The organism is Streptomyces sp. Tu 2975 (assembly GCF_009832925.1).
Taxonomy (GTDB): Bacteria; Actinomycetota; Actinomycetes; order Streptomycetales; family Streptomycetaceae; genus Streptomyces.
Map to the genome: position 1 here is coordinate 2,431,425 of NZ_CP047140.1, position 18,202 is coordinate 2,449,626.

The 18,202-nt window shown below is 71.0% G+C and carries 17 protein-coding genes and 2 pseudogenes; 1 reads left to right on the top strand and 18 read right to left on the bottom strand.

The window, feature by feature from the left end; translation table 11 throughout:
* Positions 1-45: 45 nt before the first annotated feature.
* The 16 genes and pseudogenes from dprA to proS all read right to left on the bottom strand — a co-directional run bounded on the left by dprA (position 46) and on the right by proS (position 12,895).
* Positions 46-1,227: a DNA-processing protein DprA gene (dprA, locus tag GLX30_RS10560; RefSeq protein ID WP_159686493.1), complete on the bottom strand. Its 1,182-nt coding sequence runs from the start codon at positions 1,225-1,227 to the stop codon at positions 46-48.
* Positions 1,224-2,849, bottom strand: a complete 1,626-nt coding sequence (locus GLX30_RS10565) for a YifB family Mg chelatase-like AAA ATPase (RefSeq protein ID WP_159686496.1) — start codon at positions 2,847-2,849, stop codon at positions 1,224-1,226. The genes dprA and GLX30_RS10565 overlap by 4 nt, the downstream gene beginning before the upstream one ends.
* Entirely contained in the window at positions 2,849-3,211 is a 363-nt protein-coding gene (locus GLX30_RS10570; protein ID WP_159686499.1) for a YraN family protein, read from the bottom strand. Before GLX30_RS10570 ends, GLX30_RS10565 begins: the two co-directional genes overlap by 1 nt.
* Before the next feature lie 116 nt (positions 3,212-3,327).
* Positions 3,328-3,636 (bottom strand): DUF2469 domain-containing protein, encoded by a 309-nt coding sequence (locus GLX30_RS10575; RefSeq protein ID WP_005311352.1) that lies wholly within the window; start codon positions 3,634-3,636, stop codon positions 3,328-3,330.
* A 29-nt stretch (positions 3,637-3,665) separates the two neighbouring features.
* The gene (locus tag GLX30_RS10580; protein WP_159686502.1) at positions 3,666-4,202 is read right to left on the bottom strand and encodes an NUDIX hydrolase; all 537 of its coding nucleotides are present in this window, start codon (positions 4,200-4,202) and stop codon (positions 3,666-3,668) included.
* Positions 4,192-4,938 carry a signal peptidase I gene (gene lepB, locus GLX30_RS10585; protein WP_159686505.1) on the bottom strand — a complete coding sequence of 249 codons (747 nt, stop codon included), beginning with the start codon at positions 4,936-4,938 and terminating at the stop codon, positions 4,192-4,194. Before lepB (GLX30_RS10585) ends, GLX30_RS10580 begins: the two co-directional genes overlap by 11 nt.
* 70 nt (positions 4,939-5,008) lie before the next feature.
* Complete coding sequence (gene lepB / locus GLX30_RS10590) at positions 5,009-5,920, bottom strand: signal peptidase I (protein ID WP_159694969.1); 912 nt, start codon at positions 5,918-5,920, stop codon at positions 5,009-5,011.
* A pseudogene (gene lepB / locus GLX30_RS10595) lies at positions 5,862-6,897 on the bottom strand (signal peptidase I). The gene lepB (GLX30_RS10590) and the pseudogene lepB (GLX30_RS10595) overlap by 59 nt, the downstream one beginning before the upstream one ends.
* The gene (lepB, locus tag GLX30_RS10600) at positions 6,890-7,672 is read right to left on the bottom strand and encodes a signal peptidase I (protein ID WP_159686511.1); all 783 of its coding nucleotides are present in this window, start codon (positions 7,670-7,672) and stop codon (positions 6,890-6,892) included. Before lepB (GLX30_RS10600) ends, lepB (GLX30_RS10595) begins: the two are co-directional and overlap by 8 nt.
* Positions 7,673-7,743: 71 nt before the next feature.
* Complete coding sequence (rplS, locus tag GLX30_RS10605; protein ID WP_159686518.1) at positions 7,744-8,094, bottom strand: 50S ribosomal protein L19; 351 nt, start codon at positions 8,092-8,094, stop codon at positions 7,744-7,746.
* Between the two features lie 126 nt (positions 8,095-8,220).
* Positions 8,221-9,042 carry a tRNA (guanosine(37)-N1)-methyltransferase TrmD gene (trmD, locus tag GLX30_RS10610; protein ID WP_159686524.1) on the bottom strand — a complete coding sequence of 274 codons (822 nt, stop codon included), beginning with the start codon at positions 9,040-9,042 and terminating at the stop codon, positions 8,221-8,223.
* Positions 9,042-9,599 (bottom strand): ribosome maturation factor RimM, encoded by a 558-nt coding sequence (gene rimM, locus GLX30_RS10615; RefSeq protein WP_159686529.1) that lies wholly within the window; start codon positions 9,597-9,599, stop codon positions 9,042-9,044. The genes trmD and rimM overlap by 1 nt, the downstream gene beginning before the upstream one ends.
* Before the next feature lie 166 nt (positions 9,600-9,765).
* Complete coding sequence (locus tag GLX30_RS10620; protein WP_003958958.1) at positions 9,766-10,005, bottom strand: RNA-binding protein; 240 nt, start codon at positions 10,003-10,005, stop codon at positions 9,766-9,768.
* Positions 10,006-10,007: 2 nt separating this feature from the next.
* Positions 10,008-10,450: pseudogene (gene rpsP / locus GLX30_RS10625) on the bottom strand (30S ribosomal protein S16).
* A 248-nt stretch (positions 10,451-10,698) separates the two neighbouring features.
* On the bottom strand, positions 10,699-11,292 hold the full coding sequence (locus GLX30_RS10630; RefSeq protein ID WP_037773654.1) for a hypothetical protein: 594 nt from the start codon (positions 11,290-11,292) through the stop codon (positions 10,699-10,701).
* A 190-nt stretch (positions 11,293-11,482) separates the two neighbouring features.
* Positions 11,483-12,895, bottom strand: a complete 1,413-nt coding sequence (proS, locus tag GLX30_RS10635; protein WP_159686536.1) for a proline--tRNA ligase — start codon at positions 12,893-12,895, stop codon at positions 11,483-11,485.
* Between the two features lie 208 nt (positions 12,896-13,103).
* Between proS and GLX30_RS10640 the strand changes: the two genes are divergently transcribed.
* Positions 13,104-13,904 carry a methyltransferase domain-containing protein gene (locus GLX30_RS10640; RefSeq protein ID WP_159686539.1) on the top strand — a complete coding sequence of 267 codons (801 nt, stop codon included), beginning with the start codon at positions 13,104-13,106 and terminating at the stop codon, positions 13,902-13,904.
* Positions 13,905-13,971: 67 nt separating this feature from the next.
* Here GLX30_RS10640 and ffh read toward each other — a convergent pair whose 3' ends face one another.
* Positions 13,972-15,525 carry a signal recognition particle protein gene (ffh, locus tag GLX30_RS10645; RefSeq protein ID WP_159686542.1) on the bottom strand — a complete coding sequence of 518 codons (1,554 nt, stop codon included), beginning with the start codon at positions 15,523-15,525 and terminating at the stop codon, positions 13,972-13,974.
* A gap of 222 nt (positions 15,526-15,747) precedes the next feature.
* Positions 15,748-18,195: a [protein-PII] uridylyltransferase gene (locus GLX30_RS10650; protein ID WP_244258100.1), complete on the bottom strand. Its 2,448-nt coding sequence runs from the start codon at positions 18,193-18,195 to the stop codon at positions 15,748-15,750.
* Between the last annotated feature and the right edge of the window lie 7 nt (positions 18,196-18,202).

An 18,202-nucleotide genomic window follows, 5' to 3' on the forward strand; every position in this document is an offset into this window, starting at 1 on the left:
ACTGCAGAGGTCATCGGCTTCACCCTTTCACCCGAATGCCCGAGGTCAAGTAGCGCCTCGCCGCGCGTTCGAACCGTGACGGGGCCTGCGCGTCAACTTCCATCCCTCTCCGTCCCGTTCCACGAATCCGAGTGAATGGAGTTCGTACAGCTTGCCGCGGGCCTCGTCCACCGTCGTACCGCCTTCGCGGGCGACTTGATGCACGGCGCACGCACCCCGCGCGGGGAGCGCCTCGAGCACCTGCCTGCCGAGTGGGTCCAGCAGATCCCTGGGCACCACGGGACCGCTGCGGTCCGGCGCCAGTTCCCCTATCCGGCCGACCAGTTCGACGACTTCCGCCGCGTCGGTGACCAGCACACTCTCCCCGCGCAGCAGTTCGTGGACGCCTGCCGACAGCCCGCTGGTGACCGGTCCAGGCACTCCTATCGTGTGTCGGCCGAGCCGCTGGGCGCTGCGCGCGGTGACCAACGAGCCGCTGCGGTACTCGGCCTCGACCACGACAGTGCCCCTCGTCAGCGCGGCGATGACCCGGTTGCGCTGGACGAACCTGCTCGGGGTCGGGTGGCCGCCCGGTGGTAACTCACCGATGACGAGCCCCTGTTCGACGATGCGTCCGATCAATTTGCCGTGACCGCGGGGGTAGGCGACATCGACACCGCAGGCGAGGACGGCCACCGTGGCACCCCCGGCGGCCAGCGCTCCGCGGTGCGCCGAGCCGTCCACGCCGAACGCCGCCCCTGACACCACGACCCAGCCGCGCTCCGCGAGTCCGGCCCCGAGACCGGTGGCCATGTGCGCCCCGTACGGTGTGCAGGCCCTGGCCCCGACCACCGCGACCGAGCGCAGCGCCCATTTCCTCAGGTCGGGCCTGCCCCGCACCCACAGCCCGACGGGTGAGGCGTCCTGGAGGTCGTCGAGCTGGCTCGGCCACTCGGCGTCGCCCGGGACGACGAACCGGCCGCCGACCGCGTGCACGGCGTCCAGGTCGCGCTCCGGGCGCACTCCCACGGCCCGGTCCCGCAGTCCCCGCACCCGCTGCTCGGAAACGCCCGTGAGTGCCCCGTCGGCGCAGTCCTCCGATGTCAGCAGAGCCAGCAGTCCCTCGGCGCCGAACTCGCGGAGCCACCGGCCGCCGTGCTCGTCACCCGGTTCGAGGATGCGCGTCAACGCGGCGCGCGCCATCCGCTCCCGGTCGTCGGCCGCGCGTTCTGGTGTCCGCGAGGTCATGGCCGGCCTCCGATCCCCGCGACGGCCCCTGCCGGTACGCCCCTCGCGATCCCGGTCCGCAGCTCGAGGGCCAGTGCGACGTCGGACGCCTCCGGCCGGTCCCGGCCGGCGAGGTCCGCGACGGTCCAGGCGACTCTCAGCACCCGGTCCAGACCGCGTGCCGTGAGCAGACCACGGTCCACGTCCCGCTCCGCCGCCGCCAGCGCCCCGGAAGAGACCGTCCAGCGGGTCCGCAGTTCGTGGCCGGGGACCTCGCTGTTGACGGACCACGGTGTGCCGTCCAGCCGGGCCGCCGCACGGGCCCTGGCCTCGCGCACCCGGTCGGCCACCACCGCTGTGGAGTCTCCGCGGCCGCCCTGGCCGAGCAGGTCGGACCGGCTCACCGGCTCGACCTCGATGCGCAGGTCGACCCGGTCCAGCAGCGGGCCCGAGAGCCGGGCCTGGTACCGCCGGATCGCCGACGCGGGGCAGTCGCATCCGGCACCGTGCAGGGTGTGCCGCCCGCAGGGGCACGGGTTGGCGGCCAGCATCATCAGGAATCGGGCCGGCAGACGCACCACTCCCCCGCTCCTGGCGACGACGACATGGCCCGACTCCAAGGGTTGCCGCAGGGCGTCCAGCGCCTTGCCGGAGAACTCCGGCGCCTCGTCGAGAAAGAGCAGTCCACGGTGCGCCAGGGAGACGGCTCCGGGCTTCGGCAGGCCGTTCCCGCCACCGACGAGCGACTGCATGGTCGCCGAATGGTGCGGTGCGCAGTACGGGGGCGTCCGCACCAGCGGCTGGCCCGGCGGCAGCAGGCCCGCCACCGAGTGCACCGCCGTGACTTCGAGGGATTCCCGACGGGTCAGCGGCGGCAGCACACCGGGCAGCCGCTCGGCGAGCATGGTCTTTCCGGCACCCGGCGGGCCGGAGAGCAGCAGATGGTGTCCGCCTGCCGCCGCGACCTCGAGAGCCGTGCGTGCCGTGTGCTGACCCGCGACATCGGCCAGGTCCGGTCCGCCTGCCGGGTCCGTGGCAAGGCCCGTGCCGACGCCCGCGCCCGGCACCAGCAGTCCGGCCAGCATGGGGTCGGGTCTGCCTTCCTCGACGGCCTCGTCGTCCGGCACCGGCTCGTCGGCGAGCACCGCGATCAGCTGTCGCAGGCTCCGCACGCCGAGGACCGAGATCCCCGGTACGAGTGACGCCTCACCGGCTGTCTGCTCGGGCACGACGACCTGTTCGTACCCGGCCTCGGCCGCGGCGAGCACTGCGGGGAGCACTCCTCGTACCGGTCTGACCCGGCCGTCGAGCCCCAGCTCCCCGATGAGCACCAGGTCGGCGATCTGCCGCGGGTCGATCCGCTCGGCGGCGCCGAGCACGGCGACGGCCACGGCGAGGTCGAAGCCGCTCCCGCCCTTGGGCACCGACGCCGGGCTGAGCCCCACGGTGAGCTTCTTCTGCGGCCACTCCGCGCCCGAGTTCACCACGGCCGCCCTCACCCGGTCCCGGCTCTCCACCAGGCTCTTGTCCGGGAGCCCGACGAGCGTGAACGCGGCGACCCCCGGCTCCAGATCCGCCTGGACCTCGACCACCACGCCCTCGACGCCGACCAGGGCCACGGAACACGCGCGTGCGAATCCCATCAGGCCACCCCGCGGGCGTGCTCGACGACCGCGGCGCCGCGCCTGGGCAGCAGCACGCCGACGAGGTCGATGCGCACGCCGCCCGGCGGTGCGCCACCGTGCCGCTCCAGCCAGCACTCGGCGAGCCGCCGCAGCCGCACCGCCTTGACCGGTGTGATCGCGGCCATCGGATGCTCGTACCCGCCGACCCTGCGGGTCTTGACCTCACAGACGACGACCGTGTCGCCGTCGCGGGCGACGATGTCGATCTCCCCGGCCCGCCCGCAGCGCCAGTTCCTCGCCAGCAGCCGCATGCCGGACCTGGTGAGCAGCCTCGCCGCCAGGTCCTCTCCGTACCGTCCCAGTGCCCCCGTCGCGTTCATTTCGGCACCACCTCCGGCACCGACTCTGACGCGTGGGACCCCTCAATGTGGATCTTGGTCGAAAGCTGTGGACAGCCCTCGGAGTGTGGACAACCGCGTCACCCGCGGGAGTGGCTTCAGCTTCCGGGAAGCTCGAGGTCGCTCTTGTTCAGCTCCTCGATGTTCACGTCCTTGAAGGTGAGCACTCGCACCTGCTTCACGAACCTCGCCGGGCGGTACATGTCCCACACCCAGGCGTCCGCCATCGAGACCTCGAAGAAGACCTCGCCCTGGACCGAGTGCACCTGCATTTCGTAGTCGTTGGTGAGGTAGAAGCGACGCTCGGTCTCGATCACGTATTTGAACAGCCCGACGACGTCTCGGTACTCCCGGTAGAGCTTCAGCTCCATCTCGGTCTCGTACTTCTCGAGGTCCTCGGCGCTCATGGCATGTTCCCCTTCAGCCTTGCGTCCCCCTATTGTGCGCCAGCCGCACTGGGGTCCTGGACGGTTTCCGTGTCCAGGACCACCGGCGCACCCGGGGGTCCCTCGTCGAGCAGCGTGCGCAGCAGCTCGGCGAGCCTGGTCGGATACACCGTCTCACGCGCCGCCGACAGTTCGGCGGAGGTCCACCATCTGAGGCCCGCGACGCTCCGCTGCTCGAGCTCCGTCAGCCCGCCGGGGGCGGTCCCGGTCTGTGTCGTACGCGCCAGGAAGTACCATTCGTCCTGGTCCCAGCGGCGGCCGTCGAACGGGAAGGAGCACTGGCGCTGCCACAGCACCGGCCCCAGTTCCACCTCGGTGATCCCGGTCTCCTCGGCCAGTTCCCGCAGCGCCGCCTCTTCCCTCGTCTCGTCGCCTTCGAGGCCGCCGCCCGGCGTGAACCACCAGTCGTCGGACGGGTCTCCCGGCTCGTACCCGTGCATGAGCAGGATCCGGTCCTGCGGATCGAGCAGCACGAGGCGGGAGACCTTGCGGAGCGGGGGCACGGCGCCCGGCCCGTCAAGCGACACGGGAGGCCTCCCTGCCGGCGCGCCGACTGCGGCCGAGACGACCCGCCACCGGCCCGTAGGCGGCCCCGCCGAAGATCAGAACGACGCCCGCGACCACCGCGCCGAGCATGAGTTTCACCGGTCCGGGCTGCGACACTCCGCCCGGCAGTGCCTCGAACCCTGCGGGCCGTTCGACCAGACCGCCGTCGAGCGGCCACGCCACGGCGTCCACCCGGGCGGAGACGGCGGAACGCGGGACCGAGCCGTGGCCGGGGTCCTGGAGGTGGGACCGCGAGTCGAGTGAACCCATCCGCTCGTCGCCGAGCAGGAACAGCTGCCCTTCGGGCACGCTCGCGGTGAACTTCTGCGACGCGGGCCCGTCGTTCTGGAGCAGATACGGTTCCTCGATGGCCTTGCCGTTCACGGTCAGCCGGCCGTTGTCCGCGCAGCAGGCGATCTCGTCGCCGCCGACGCCCACCACACGCTTGATCATGGGCATGTCGCCCCACAGTTTGTCGCGGAAGACCACGACGTCACCGCGGCGCACGTCCGCGCCGTCGATGCGCTCCGCGAGCACCCGGTCGCCCGCCTCCACGGTCGGCGCCATCGAAGCGGTCGGCACCGTGTACGGCTGGTAGACGAGGGCGCCCCACACGAAACCGCCGAGGAAGAGCACACAGCCGACGGCCACGGCCAGCCCCGACAGCGCATTGCCGAGCCGGCCGCGGCCGTCGTCGTCTCGTCCCGTTCCGCCCATCCCGGCGCTCCCCACCTCGGAGATACGACCCCCGGGACGTTCCCCGGGGATCGGCGATCTGGGCGGCACCCTACCCGGCGGTACGCCTGCCGGTCAGCCTCCTGCGCCACAGCGCGACCGGCAGCGCACCGGCCAGCCCGAGCGCCGCGGGGGCCGCGGCGGGCAGCGCGGCGGCGGCCGCGTCGATCCCGGGCTGGTCGAAGGTGCCCGGCACGGGGAGGGTGGACCAGCGGTCCAGCGGCCAGGCGACCACCACGGCGCGTCCCACGACCTTCTCGACCGGGACGAACCCGCGGTTCACGTCCTCCATGTGGTAGCGGGAGTCCTGGGAGTTCTGGCGGTTGTCGCCCATCACCCAGATCTTGTCGTCCGGCACCTTGAACGGCCCGAACGGCATGTCGTCGCAGGCACTGCTGCCCGGGTAGATGTAGTCCCGCTCGTCGAGGGCCTTGCCGTTGACCTTGACCGGGCCGCCCTTCTTGCACTCCACCGTGTCGCCGCCGACCGCGATCGTCCGCTTGATGAGGTCCTTCTCCTCCGCGGACGGCATCAGCCCGATGAAGCTGAGGAACTTCTGCACGGCGTTCGGTTCCGGCGTGGGCTCGCCCTCGAGCCAGCCGCCCGGATCGTGGAAGACAACCACCTCGCCGCGCTCGGGCTCCGACCCGAACCACGGGGTGAGCTTGTCCACCAGGACACGGTCGCCGCGCTGGAGGGTGTTCATCATCGAGTCCGACGGAATGGAGAACGCCTGCACCAGAAACGTCTTGATCAGCAGCGCCAGTAGAAGGGCGATACCGACCAGGAGCGGCAGTTCCTTCCAGAAGGACTTCTGCTTCTTCCGATCCGTACCGCTGCCCTCCGAGGAATCGCCGCCGTCGCCGGTCGCCGTCGCCGAGTCGTCCGTCATGTCCGAGGGCGTCTCAGGAGAGCCTTTCCGCTCCTCGGGATCGTCGTGCCCGGACCGTGCGCCGACCGCCACGTCCCCCACATCCACTCCTCACGCCGTGCAAACCGCCTGTGCCACAGCAGGTACAGGCCCACCACTCCCATAACGAGCGGGAGTTCCGCAGGGGTCGGGAGCAGGACCATCTGGTTCTGGTCCTGGGAGGACACACTATTCGACGGTGGCTGTGCCGCCGTCGCCCCGGCGCGCCTGTCGGGCACGGACGCATAGGTCTCCGGCTCCTCCAGTCGCCGCCAGTGGTCCAGCGGCCAGGCGATCACGACGGCCTGTCCGACGACCTGGTCCTGAGCCACCGTGCCGCTGCCCTGCTCATCGAGATGGAAGCGTGAGTCGGCCGAATCCGACCGGTGGTCCCCCATCACGAAGAACCGTCCCTCCGGAACCTGGACGTCGAACGTCATCGTCGACGGCACGTCCCCGGGGTTCAGATACGGTTCGTTCAGCGGTACGCCGTTGACGGTGACCCGGCCGTCCTTGTCGCAGCACTTCACGTTGTCGCCGCCGACGGCGACCACCCTCTTGATGAGGTCCCGCTCGTCGTCCGACGGCAGCAGCCCGATGAACGTCAGGGCCTGCTTGACCTGCTTGACCACGATCGGGTCGTCCTGCTTCGGCTTCTCCTCCGGCGGCAGCCAGCCACCGGGGTCCTTGAAGACGACGACGTCACCCCGCTGCGGCTTCGCGCCGAACCACGGGGTGAGCTTGTCCACCAGGACGCGGTCCTGGATCCTGATCGTCTGTTCCATCGAGCCGGACGGGATGACGAACGCCTGCACCAGGAACGTCTTCAGTACCAGGGCTATGAGCAGCGCCACCATGATCAGGAGAGGTATCTCCTTCACCGCGGAGCGGCGGCGCTTTCGTTTGACCTTCTGCGCGAGCCGGCGCCGTTCCGCACGGCCGGGCAGCGGCCTCGCGCCGTTCGTCGGCCGGGTCCCCGTCGGCAGCCGGGTGTCCGCCCGGTGGCTGGGACTGCGCCCTCGGTTACCCATGGGCGCCGCCGGGAGGCGCGTCGGGCACGCCGGAGAACGCCCCCGTCGGGTCGATCCCCGACCAGCGGCCGACCGGCCAGCCGATCCAGTCCGCTCTTCCGACGACCATGTCGACGGGCACCATGCCGCCGCCGGGCTGCCCCAGGTGGTCCCGGGAGTCGCGTGAGTTGCTGCGGTGGTCCCCCATGACCCAGAGGGTCGCCTCGGGAACGACGATGTCGAAGGCCACCTCGGAGGGCCCGCCGTCGGGGTGCAGATATCTCTCGTCGACCGGTACGCCGTTCACCTGGACCCTGCCCCCCTTGTCGCAGCAGACCACCCGGTCACCGCCCACGCCCACCACCCGCTTGACGAAATCCGTCTCGGCGGGCTCGGCGAGTCCGAGTGCGGCGAGCCCCTCTCGTACTACGGAACTGACCGGGTTTTCAGTCACTCCCTCCGGTACGAACGAGCCCGTGCCGTCGAAGACGACCACGTCTCCACGTCGGGGCTCCGTACCGAAACGGTACGCCAGCTTGTTCACCAGCACCCGGTCCCCGACCTGAAGGGTGGGCTCCATGGAGCCGCTGGGGATCTGGAAGGGCTGCACCACGAAGTGACTCAGCAGCAGTACGAAGACGGCGCAGGCCCCTCCGATCACTCCCGCCGTGCGAAGGGACATCGGCGAGCGGCGGCGCCCGCCGTAACGACGCGCGGAGCGCGACCCCTCTTCCTCGACCCCGTCCGCGGGGGTGGAAGAGCGGTCGCGCTCCGTGTGCTGTGCTTCGGTGTCCATCGAGGGCAGAGCCTATCCGGCCGCCCTGTGACCGGTTGAACCGAAGCGTCGTCGCGGCTGTGAGCTCAGGCTCAGTTGTCGCGCTTCTCCTTGATCTTCGCGGCCTTGCCGCGCAGCTCACGGAGGTAGTACAGCTTGGCGCGACGGACGTCACCGCGGGTGACGAGCTCGATCTTCTCGAAGATCGGGCTGTGCACCGGGAAGGTGCGCTCGACGCCGACGGAGAAGGAGACCTTGCGGACCGTGAAGGTCTCGCTCACGCCCGCGCCCTGGCGGCGGATGACGACGCCCTTGAACTGCTGGATACGGGAGCGGTTGCCCTCGATGACGCGAACGTGGACGTTCACGGTGTCACCGGGACGGAAGGCCGGGACGTCGCTGCGCAGCGAAGCCGAGTTGACGCTGTCGAGCAGGTGAGCCATGTTGGTCTGCTTCCTCGCCGATGCCACAGGTCATCAGCGGAATATCGGTATGAGATCCGGGGTGCCGGGTCGGGCGGGCGTCGTTCCCCCTGTGGCAGGGGCGCCGGCCGGACGTACAGCAGCGGCTTATTCTTCCACGGCCTCGGGTCTGCGCCAAAATCGGCCGCCGGGCTCGGGTGCCCAGCCGAGGATGGAGAGGGTCTCGCGGTCCTTCTTGTCGAACGCCGCGGGGTCGCAACGCTCGATCAGGTCGGGCCTGTTGCGGGCCGTTCGGCAGAGCGCCTGGTCCCGCCGCCAGCGTGCGATCTTCCCGTGGTGGCCGCTGACCAGCACGTCGGGAATCGCGCGTCCGCGCCAGGTCGGGGGCTTGGTGTAGACGGGGCCCTCGAGCAGGTTCGCCATCGCGCCGGGCGCGAAGGAGTCGTCCCGGTGGGATTCGGCGTTGCCGAGGACGCCGGGAAGCAGCCGGGCGACGGCCTCGGTGATCACCAGCACGGCCGCCTCACCGCCGGCCAGCACGTAGTCGCCGATGGATACCTCGTGGACCGGCATCCGGGTCGCGTACTCGTCGATGACCCGACGGTCGATGCCCTCGTACCGCGCGGGGGTGAAGATCAGCCACGGACGTTCGGAGAGCTCGACGGCGACCTCCTGCGTGAACGGCCGGCCGCTCGGAGTGGGCACCACGAGCACGGGGTCGTGGGCGCCCGCCTCGTAGCCGCTCGCCACGATGTCGTCGAGGGCGTCGCCCCAGGGCTCGGTCTTCATGACCATGCCGGGGCCACCGCCGTACGGGGTGTCGTCGACGGTGTTGTGCCGGTCGTACGTCCAGTCGCGCAGATCATGGACGTGGACGCCGAGCTGCCCGCGGGCGCGGGCCTTGCCGACCAGGGAGACGTTCAGCGGTTCGAGGTACTCGGGAAAGATCGTGACGACGTCGAGCCGCATCAGGACCCGTCCTCCGCGGCGTCACGCGCGGAGGCGACCTCGGCCTCGCCGTCGTCGATCAGCCCACGCGGCGGGGTGATCACCGCCCGCTGCTCCTCCAGGTCGATCTCGGCGACGATCTCCTGGACGAACGGGATCATCACCTCGCTGCCGTCGGGCCGTTCGACGATGAACAGGTCCTGCGAGGGCAGATGGCTGATCTCGGTGATCCGGCCGATCTCCGTGCCGTCCTCGAGCACCACGTCCAGGTCCATCAGCTGGTGGTCGTAGTACTCGTCGGGCTCCTCGGGGAGCTCCTCCGGGTCCACCTCGGCGATCAGCAGCGTGTTGCGCAGCGCCTCCGCGGCGTTGCGGTCCTTCACGCCCTCGAAGCGCAGCAGCAGCCGGCCGCTGTGCACCCTGCCGGTCTCGATGGTCAGCGGTCCGGCGGTCGCCGGGTCCGTGGCCAGCACGGCGCCCGGTCCGAGCCGCAGTTCCGGCTCGTCCGTGCGCACCTCGACGGTGACCTCGCCCTTGATGCCGTGGGCCCGGCCGATCCGTCCGACTACCAGCTGCACGCTCACCCCTCTTTGCGGCCGGACCGCCGCCGCTCTCGCGGGGTGGTCGCTTGCCGCCGTGGTTCCTCGGTTACTCGATTATCGGTTGTCGCGGTCTGCGGACAACGACACGACAAGGGCCGGGAAGAGCCGGAGCCCTCCCCGGCCCGAGCCGGTGTTCAACTGTTCAGCTGACCTGGTCCACGTCGACGAGGTCGACGCGGATGCCACGGCCGCCGATGGCGCCCACGACGGTGCGCAGGGCGCGCGCGGTGCGGCCGTTGCGGCCGATCACCTTACCGAGGTCGTCGGGGTGGACCCGGACCTCGAGCACACGCCCGCGGCGCAGGTTGCGGGAAGCCACCTGCACATCGTCCGGGTTGTCGACGATGCCCTTCACGAGGTGCTCGAGAGCCTCCTCGAGCATCCTCAGGCCTCGGTGGACTCGGCGGGCGCGGCCTCGGCCTCGTCCGCCTTCTTGTCGGCCTTCTTCGCCTTCGGGGTGATGGCCTCACCCTTGGCGTCGTCGCCCTCGATGGCCTTGGCGAAGGCGTCGAAGGAGGCGCGCTTGTCTTCCTTCGTCGCCGGGGCCAGCAGCGGCTTCTCGGGGCCGGCAGACCCTTGACCTTCTGCCAGTCACCGGTGAGCTTCAGGATGGCCAGAACCGGCTCGGTCGGCTGGGCGCCGACGGACAGCCAGTACTGGGCACGCTCGGAGTCGACCTCGATGCGCGAGGGGTTGTACGTCGGGTGGTACAGCCCGATCTCCTCGATGGCCCGGCCGTCACGGCGGGTACGGGAGTCGGCGACGACGATGCGGTAGTGGGGCTGGCGAATCTTGCCGAGACGCTTCAGCTTGATCTTGACTGCCACGGGAGTGGTGTCTCCTGGTCTTGACGTGGTTGGGCACATGAGATGCCACGTGGGGTTGCGGTACTCGGGTGCCCGATGGACGCGTCAGCCGGAGGCGAGAGGGTTCCTGTGCGGCTGTCGAGTACAGCTAGCCATTGTGCCACATGCCGGCGAGGGCTGTTCACCCGCCCGGGCGTCCCGGCGGTCCCGTCGGCGCACGGCCCACCGTCCGACGAGCATCGGCAGTCCGCCCCCGCGGGCGCGGACGATCAGCTGGCCGCGCCCACTGCCTCCGGGATACGGAAGGGCTTGCCGCACCCCCCGCAGACGATCGGCGCCTGCGCAAGGACGGACGGGACGACTCTGACGTTGCGGCCGCAGTCGCAGACGGCCTTGACCCGCACGCCGCCGCCCGAGGAACCGTGCCGTGCGGCAGGTCCGCGGAAGGTGCGCTTGGTGTCGGAGGCCGTGGCGACGGTGTGCGCCTTGAGGGCGCGCTGCAGCCGTTCGATCGTGGGACGGTACCGCCGCTTGGCCTCGGGGTTGAGCGCGACCAGCGAGAAGCCGCTGCTGGGGTGCGGCTCGTCCACGTGGTCGAGGCCCATCTCCTCGGCAATGGCCAGGAATCGGCGGTTGTGGTAGCGGCCGGCGCGCGAGGTGTCACGGACACCTCGCGCGGCGGCGATGCCGTGGACCGCTTCGTGAAGCAGTCGCTCGAAGGAGAGCTCGGCGCCGCAGGCGGACGAGGACTCTCCGATCAGGGATTCGGGCGCGGCAAGATCCGGCAGCTCGGGGTGGTGCCGCTGAATGTCGGCCCACGCCTGTGCCAGCTCTGCGGCGAGAACAGGTGGTGTCGTGCTCACGTCGTGATAACGAGCCGGACCGCCTGCGGGTTCCATTCCGGGCCATCCCAAATAATTTGCACGTACCAGTCAGTTGCTCTCAGTTGCCGTTGATGCATCCCGACGAGGGCGGGTGCGTCGATCTGCGGAGGATCTCCACAGCTCCCACCAAGGTGGTACGTAGCGACGTGCTCCTGCGGGGGCGGGGCAATCAGTACGCCCGGGCCACGATCGCGACAGTACCGGGTGCGTCGTCCGCCTCGGGCACCGACCCGTCCTCGGCCACGAGGCAGCGCACCGAGACCGCCTGCTCCGCCAGCGTGGCCTCGCCCTCCTGCCCCAGCGTCGCCCACGGAATGCGGGCCCATCCGCCGGCGGCCGCCGCTTCCGCGGCCTCCTCGATGGTGCTGACGTCACTCGTGCGCGACTCACGGCGCGACCGGGACTGCTCGAGCAGCAGCGCCTGGTCGTCCTCCAGGATCTTCGGCAGCAGGGCGGCGAGCGAGTCGAGGCCCACCGGCTCCTTGCCCCCCGGGATGCGACGGGCCAGCATCGCGGTGCCCGCTTCGAGGTCCCTCGGCCCGATCTCGATCCGCACCGGCACGCCCTTGAGCTCCCAGTCGACGGCACGGCGGCCGAAGGGGGTGTCCACCCGGTCGTCGACCTGGACCCGCAGGCCGGCGGCCGAGAGCTGCCGGCCGATCTCGCGCACCTTGGCGACAGCCTCGTCGCCCTTGATGGCCATGACGACGACCTGGACGGCAGCGAGCCGCGGCGGGACGCGCAGGCCGTTGTCGTCACCGTGGGACATGATCAGTCCGCCCACCATGCGGGTGGAGGTGCCCCAGGAGGTCTGCCAGACCAGTTCCTGCGAACCCTCCTTCGACAGGTACTGGGTGTTGAACGCCTTGGCGAAGTTGGTGCCGAGCTCATGGCTCGTACCCATCTGGAGGGCCTTGCCGTCGCCCATCATCCCTTCCAGGGTGAGGGTGTTGATGGCTCCGGCGAACCGCTCCCTGGGCGTCTTACGGCCGAGCACCACGTCGATGCCGAGGACGTTGACCATGAAATCCGCGTAGACGTCGCGGTGGATGTGGGCGGCGTAGTCCCTGGCGTCCTCGTAGGTGGCGTGGGCGGTGTGCCCCTCCTGCCAGAGGAACTCGGTCGTCCGCAGGAAGACCCGGGGGCGCATCTCCCAACGGACCACGTTGGCCCACTGGTTGATCAGCAGCGGCAGATCCCGGTAGCTCTGCACCCATTTGGAGAAGTAGTCGTTGATGATCGTCTCCGACGTGGGGCGCACCACGACCGGCTCCTCGAGCTCCTTGCCCCCGCCGTGCGTGACCACCGCGAGTTCGGGCGCGAAGCCCTCGACGTGCTCAGCCTCGCGAGTCAGGTAAGACTGGGGGATGAAGAGCGGGAAGTAGGCGTTCTGAGCGCCCGCGGCCTTGATGCGGGCGTCCATCTCCTGCTGCATCCGCTCCCACAGGCCGTAGCCGTACGGTCGGATGACCATGGTGCCGCGCACCGGGCCGTTGTCCGCCAGTTCGGCCTTGTTGATCAGGTCCTGGTACCAGCGCGGGAAGTCTTCCGACTGGGGCGTGAGAACGGGTGCCTTTGCCATGGCGGGCATCGTACGGCGACACGGGACCTACACGTGAATCGGCCAGGTTGCCCGAGGTGCACGCCTCGGGGCGCAAGCAGTGCCGCACAACCCCTGGACGTGGGGACGCCCGCGCAGTTCTCTGGCATACGGGGAAGCGCGGATCGTACGCACACGGGGGCTGACCTTCAGGGTATTACCGACCTCTCGGCGGATTGGGGCGCTTTCGATGACACCTACGCTCGTCCAGCACCGACCCCACAAGGCGTCGGCGACCTCTGCGGAAGCCGGTACACGGGCCCGGGACTGGGCCGAGATCCAGGAACGCATGCTCGTGCCGCTCTACGAAGCGGTCTACGAACGCCTCGAGGTGGGCGCCGGTTCACGGCTGCTGGCCCTGGGGTGCGGCTCCGGCCTCGCCCTGCTGATCGCCAGGACCCGCGGTGCCACGGTGACGGGCGTCGACACCGACAGCGACCGTCTCGCCCTCGCCCGGGAACGGATGGACGGCAGTCCTACGGCCAGGCTGGTCGACGGCGGACCGGGCGACGCGGGTCCCGCCCGCCCCGGCTACAACCTCATCACCGCTTTTCAGCCGATCGGGTGCAGCACGGGCGACGCGGAGGACCTGGAACAGGCGCTCAAGGACGCGGCCGGTCTCACGGAGCGCAGGAGCCTCGTGGTACTCACCGGTTGGGGTCCGCCGGAGCGGTGCGCCACGTCCGGGGTGCTGAGGGTGGCCGGGGAGCGCCGGCGTTCCGCCCACCGCGACGCCCTGGAGGACATCGCCGCGCGTGCGGGCCTGAACCCGGACGGCTCGGGCCGGGTGGCCTGCCCGTTCGGTTACGCGGACGTGGACAGCGCGGTGCGGGGCCTGATGTCGACCGGCCTCTACGACGCGGCCGTGCGCGAGACCGACCAGGCACAGGTCGGGAAGGAGATCGCGGAGGCACTCCACGACCACCGGCGGCCGGACGGGACGGTCTGGATGCCCAACGTGTTCCGTTATCTGATCGCCCGGACGCCCTGACGCGCGTACGCCGAGGGGCCCGCGACCGTGTCGGTCGCGGGCCCCTCGGCTGTCCCGGGGCAGTGGATCAGCCCATGAACTTCTTGAACTCGTCGGGCAGCTCGAAGTCCTTGCCCGGCTCACCGGCCGGCAGCCCGAAGGCGCCGCCCTGCGCCGCCGCCTGCTCGCGCCGCTCCGCGGCGGCCTGCTCCTCGGCCTTGCGCTTCATCGGGTTGCCGCTCTTGCGCTTGCCCTTGGCCTGCTTCTGCTGCTTCTTCTGCCGGCCTGGGCCGCCACCCATGCCGGGCATCCCGGGCATCCCGGGCATGCCTCCGCCCTGAGCCATCCGCGACATCATCTTGCGCGCCTCGAAGAACCGCTCCACCAGGCCCTTGACCGCGCTGACCTCGACACCGGAGCCCTTGGCGATACGCGCGCGCCGGGAGCCGTTGATGATCGTCGGGTCCTGGCGCTCACCCGGGGTCATCGACTTGATGATCGCGGCCGTACGGTCCACGTCACGCTCGTCGATGTTGTTGATCTGGTCCTTCATCTGCGCCATGCCGGGCAGCATGCCGAGCAGCTTCGAGATGGAGCCCATCTTGCGGACCTGCTCCATCTGGGCCAGGAAGTCGTCGAGCGTGAACTCCTTGCCCTTGCTGCTCGCCAGCTTGGAGGCCATCTTGGCGGCCTCTTCCTGGCTGAAGGTCTGCTCCGCCTTCTCGATCAGGGAGAGCATGTCGCCCATGCCGAGGATGCGGGACGCCATGCGGTCCGGGTGGAACGCGTCGAAGTCGTCCAGCTTCTCGCCGTTGGAGGCGAACATGATCTGCTTGCCGGTGACGTGCGCGACGGAGAGCGCGGCACCGCCTCGGGCGTCACCGTCCAGCTTCGACAGGACCACGCCGTCGAAGCCGACGCCGTCGCGGAAGGCCTCCGCGGTGTTGACGGCGTCCTGACCGATCATGGCGTCGACGACGAAGAGGATCTCGTCGGGGCTGACGGCGTCGCGGATGTCCGCGGCCTGCTGCATCAGCTCCTGGTCGATACCGAGACGGCCGGCGGTGTCGACGATGACGACGTCGTACTGACGGGTCCGCGCGTGCTCGATCGAGTCCTTCGCGACCTGGACCGGGTCGCCGACGCCGTTGCCCGGCTCGGGCGCGTAGACGGCGACACCGGCGCGGTCCGCGACGACCGAGAGCTGGTTGACGGCGTTGGGACGCTGGAGGTCACAGGCGACGAGCAGGGGCGAGTGTCCCTGGGCCTTGAGCCAGAGACCGAGCTTTCCGGCGAGGGTGGTCTTACCGGCACCCTGGAGACCGGCGAGCATGATCACGGTCGGCGCCGTCTTGGCGAACCGCAGACGGCGGGTCTCGCCGCCGAGGATCGTCACCAGTTCTTCGTTGACGATCTTGATGACCTGCTGGCTCGGGTTCAGAGCCTTGGAGACCTCGGCTCCGAGGGAGCGGGCCTTGACCTGCTTGATGAACTCCCGGACGACCGGGAGCGCCACGTCGGCCTCGAGCAGGGCGATACGGATTTCCCGGGCCGCGCCGTCGATGTCAGCCTCGGACAGGCGTCCCTTGCCCCTGAGGTTCTTGAAAGTCGCGCTGAGGCGGTCGGAAAGCGTATCGAACACGGTGGTCGCGATTCCTCGGGTCGGGGCCTGGTGGTCGCCCCAAGGGTATCGGGCGTCGGAACATTCATGCCCCCGCCCGCCGTAACGGCGGACGGAGGGCGATCCCCGCAGGGGCGGGGAGGAGGTCCCGGCTTCGAGGATCCCTATGAGCTCCGCCGGGGCATCCCTTGCCGGGGCGGGGAACACGCCTGGTCAACGAGCGGCCGGGCCGCCCGTCACCCCTCACCGCAGTGCCTCCTCCACGCTCTTCGCCAGGGCCGCCGCCTCCGCGTCGCCGAGCGGAGAGCCCGCCTCGTCCGTCACGTACAACGTGTCCACGGCGTTCGCGCCGAGCGTCGAGACATGGGCGCTGCGGACCCGTACCGCCGCCCCCTCCAGGGCCCGCCCGATCCTGTGCAGCAGGCCAGGGGCGTCGTGGGCGCGGACCTCGATGACCGTGGCGAGGCGCGATCCGGCCGCGGCCACCGTCACCCGAGGCGGCGGCGCCTTGACGCCACGCCGCCGGGGATAGGCCGCCTCCCGCTCCGCGAGGCGGCCGCGGATGTCCAGTGAGCCGTCCAGGGCCCGCACGAGGTCGGCGCGGAGCCGGGACGCCTGCGGCAGGGAGCCGTACTCGGCGGCGACCCGCCAGTTCAGGACCAGGACGGCCCCGTCCCCCACTTCGCTGGGCAGGTCGATCGCCCTGAGGTCCGCGGCACGGACGGTGAGCCGGTGCAGCGCGAGGACCCCGGCGACCGCGGGCAGCACGCCCGGCTGGTCGGGCAGCGCGATGAGCAGTTCGACGCCGACGGGTTCCGGGCCGCCGTCCTCGGCCGGGGCCTCCGGTTGGGCGTGCAGGGCGAGGACGGGTTCGCCGGTGCGCAGGGCCTCGATCGCCAGGCGTTCCTGTTCGGCGCTGGGGGCCGCCTGGTCCGGCTCGGCCGGGGTGTCGCCGGCGAGGACCGCAGCCACCCGCCCGACCAGATCGGCCACGAGGGAGCCGCGCCAGGAGGACCAGGCCGCCGGGCCGGTGGCGAGGGCGTCCGCCTCGGTGAGCGCGTGCAGCAGCTCCAGGGTTCCGGCCGAGCCGACGACGGTGGCCACGGAGGCGACCGTCGCCGGGTCGTCGAGGTCGCGCCTGGTCGCCGTCTCGATGAGCAGCAGGTGGTGGCGGACGAGGGTGGCGACGACGCCGACGTCCGCCCGGTCGAACCCGATCCGGGTGGCCACGTCGCGGGCGATGGTCTCGCCGGCGACCGAGTGGTCGCCCGGCCAGCCCTTGCCGATGTCGTGCAGCAGCGCGGCGACGAGCAGCAGGTCCGGGCGGCCGACGTGCCGGGTCAGCTCCGACGCCTTGACCGCCGTCTCGACGAGATGCCGGTCGACGGTCCAGGTGTGCACTGCGTTGCGCTGGGGCCGGCAGCGGACGCGTTCCCAGTCGGGGACGAGCCGGGTGATCAGCCCCTCGGCCTCGAGGGCCTCCCAGACGGGGACGGTCGGCTCCCCCGCGCCGAGCAGCGTGACCAGCTCCTCGCGTGCCTCCGCGGGCCAGGGCACGGGCAGCGGACCGGCCGTCATCGCCTGACCGAGGCGCCGGACCGCGTGCCGGGAGATCGGCAGGCCGGACTGGGCAGCGGCGGCGGCGGCGCGGAGCGGGAGGACCGGGTCGCGCTCCGGGCGTGCGGTACGGGCGAGGACCACTTCGCCGTCGAGTTCGACGACGCCCTCGGCCAGCGGGGTGCGCTCGGGCTGCGAAGGCCGCCCGCCCAGCATGGCCCGCAGCCTCGGCCGCACGGCGCGGGAGCGCAGGACCCGGCTGACCTCCCGCCACGTGACGTCGGTGGCGTACGAGACCGTCCGCGCGGCCTCGTACACCTGGCGCAGCAGGGCGTCGGCGTCGAGGAGACCGAGCTCGGCCGCGACCTGGTCCTGTTCCTGGAGGGCGAGCCGGTCGGTTGCGCGTCCGGTGGTGAGGTGCAGCGCGTCGCGGACGTCCAGGAGGACCCGGCGGGCTTCCGCGAGCCCTTCACGGGGTGCGTCGGCGAGCCATGAGGCGGCCACCGCGCGGAGCGCTGTGACGTCCCTCAGTCCGCCTCTGGCCTCCTTGAGGTCGGGCTCGAGGAGGTACTGGAGCTCGCCCTGACGGGCGGCACGCTCGCGACAGAGTTCGTCGAGTTCGGGCAGCCGCCGCGGTGCCTGGTTGCGCCAGTCGGCGAGCACGGCGGTACGCAGGGACGCGACCAGCCCGAGGTCACCGGCGACGGGCCGGGCGTCGAGCAGGCCGAGCTGCACCTTGAGGTCCTCACCCGCGGTCTTCCGGGCCTCCGCGGGTGTGCGGACGGAGTGGTCGAGGGCGAGGCCGAGGTCCCAGACCGGGTACCAGATCCGGTCGGCGATCGCGGCGACGGCCGCGGGGGACGCGCTGCCGTCGTGGAGCAGCAGGAGGTCGAGGTCACTGCGCGGGGATAGTTCGCCGCGGCCGTAGCCGCCGACGGCGACGAGCGCCGCGCCCCGGACGCCCTGTTCCAGCGCCGCGGCGGCGAAGAGGGCGGACAGCCATTCGTCGGTCAGCTTCGCCAGGGCCGCACGGCGCGGCGGCCCGGACCGCTCCTTCTCCGTGAGAAGGAGCAGCCGGGCCGCCGCATAGCCGCTGGGTCCGTCTTCCGTTTCGTCCGTCACGTCCAGGCTCACCCAGCAG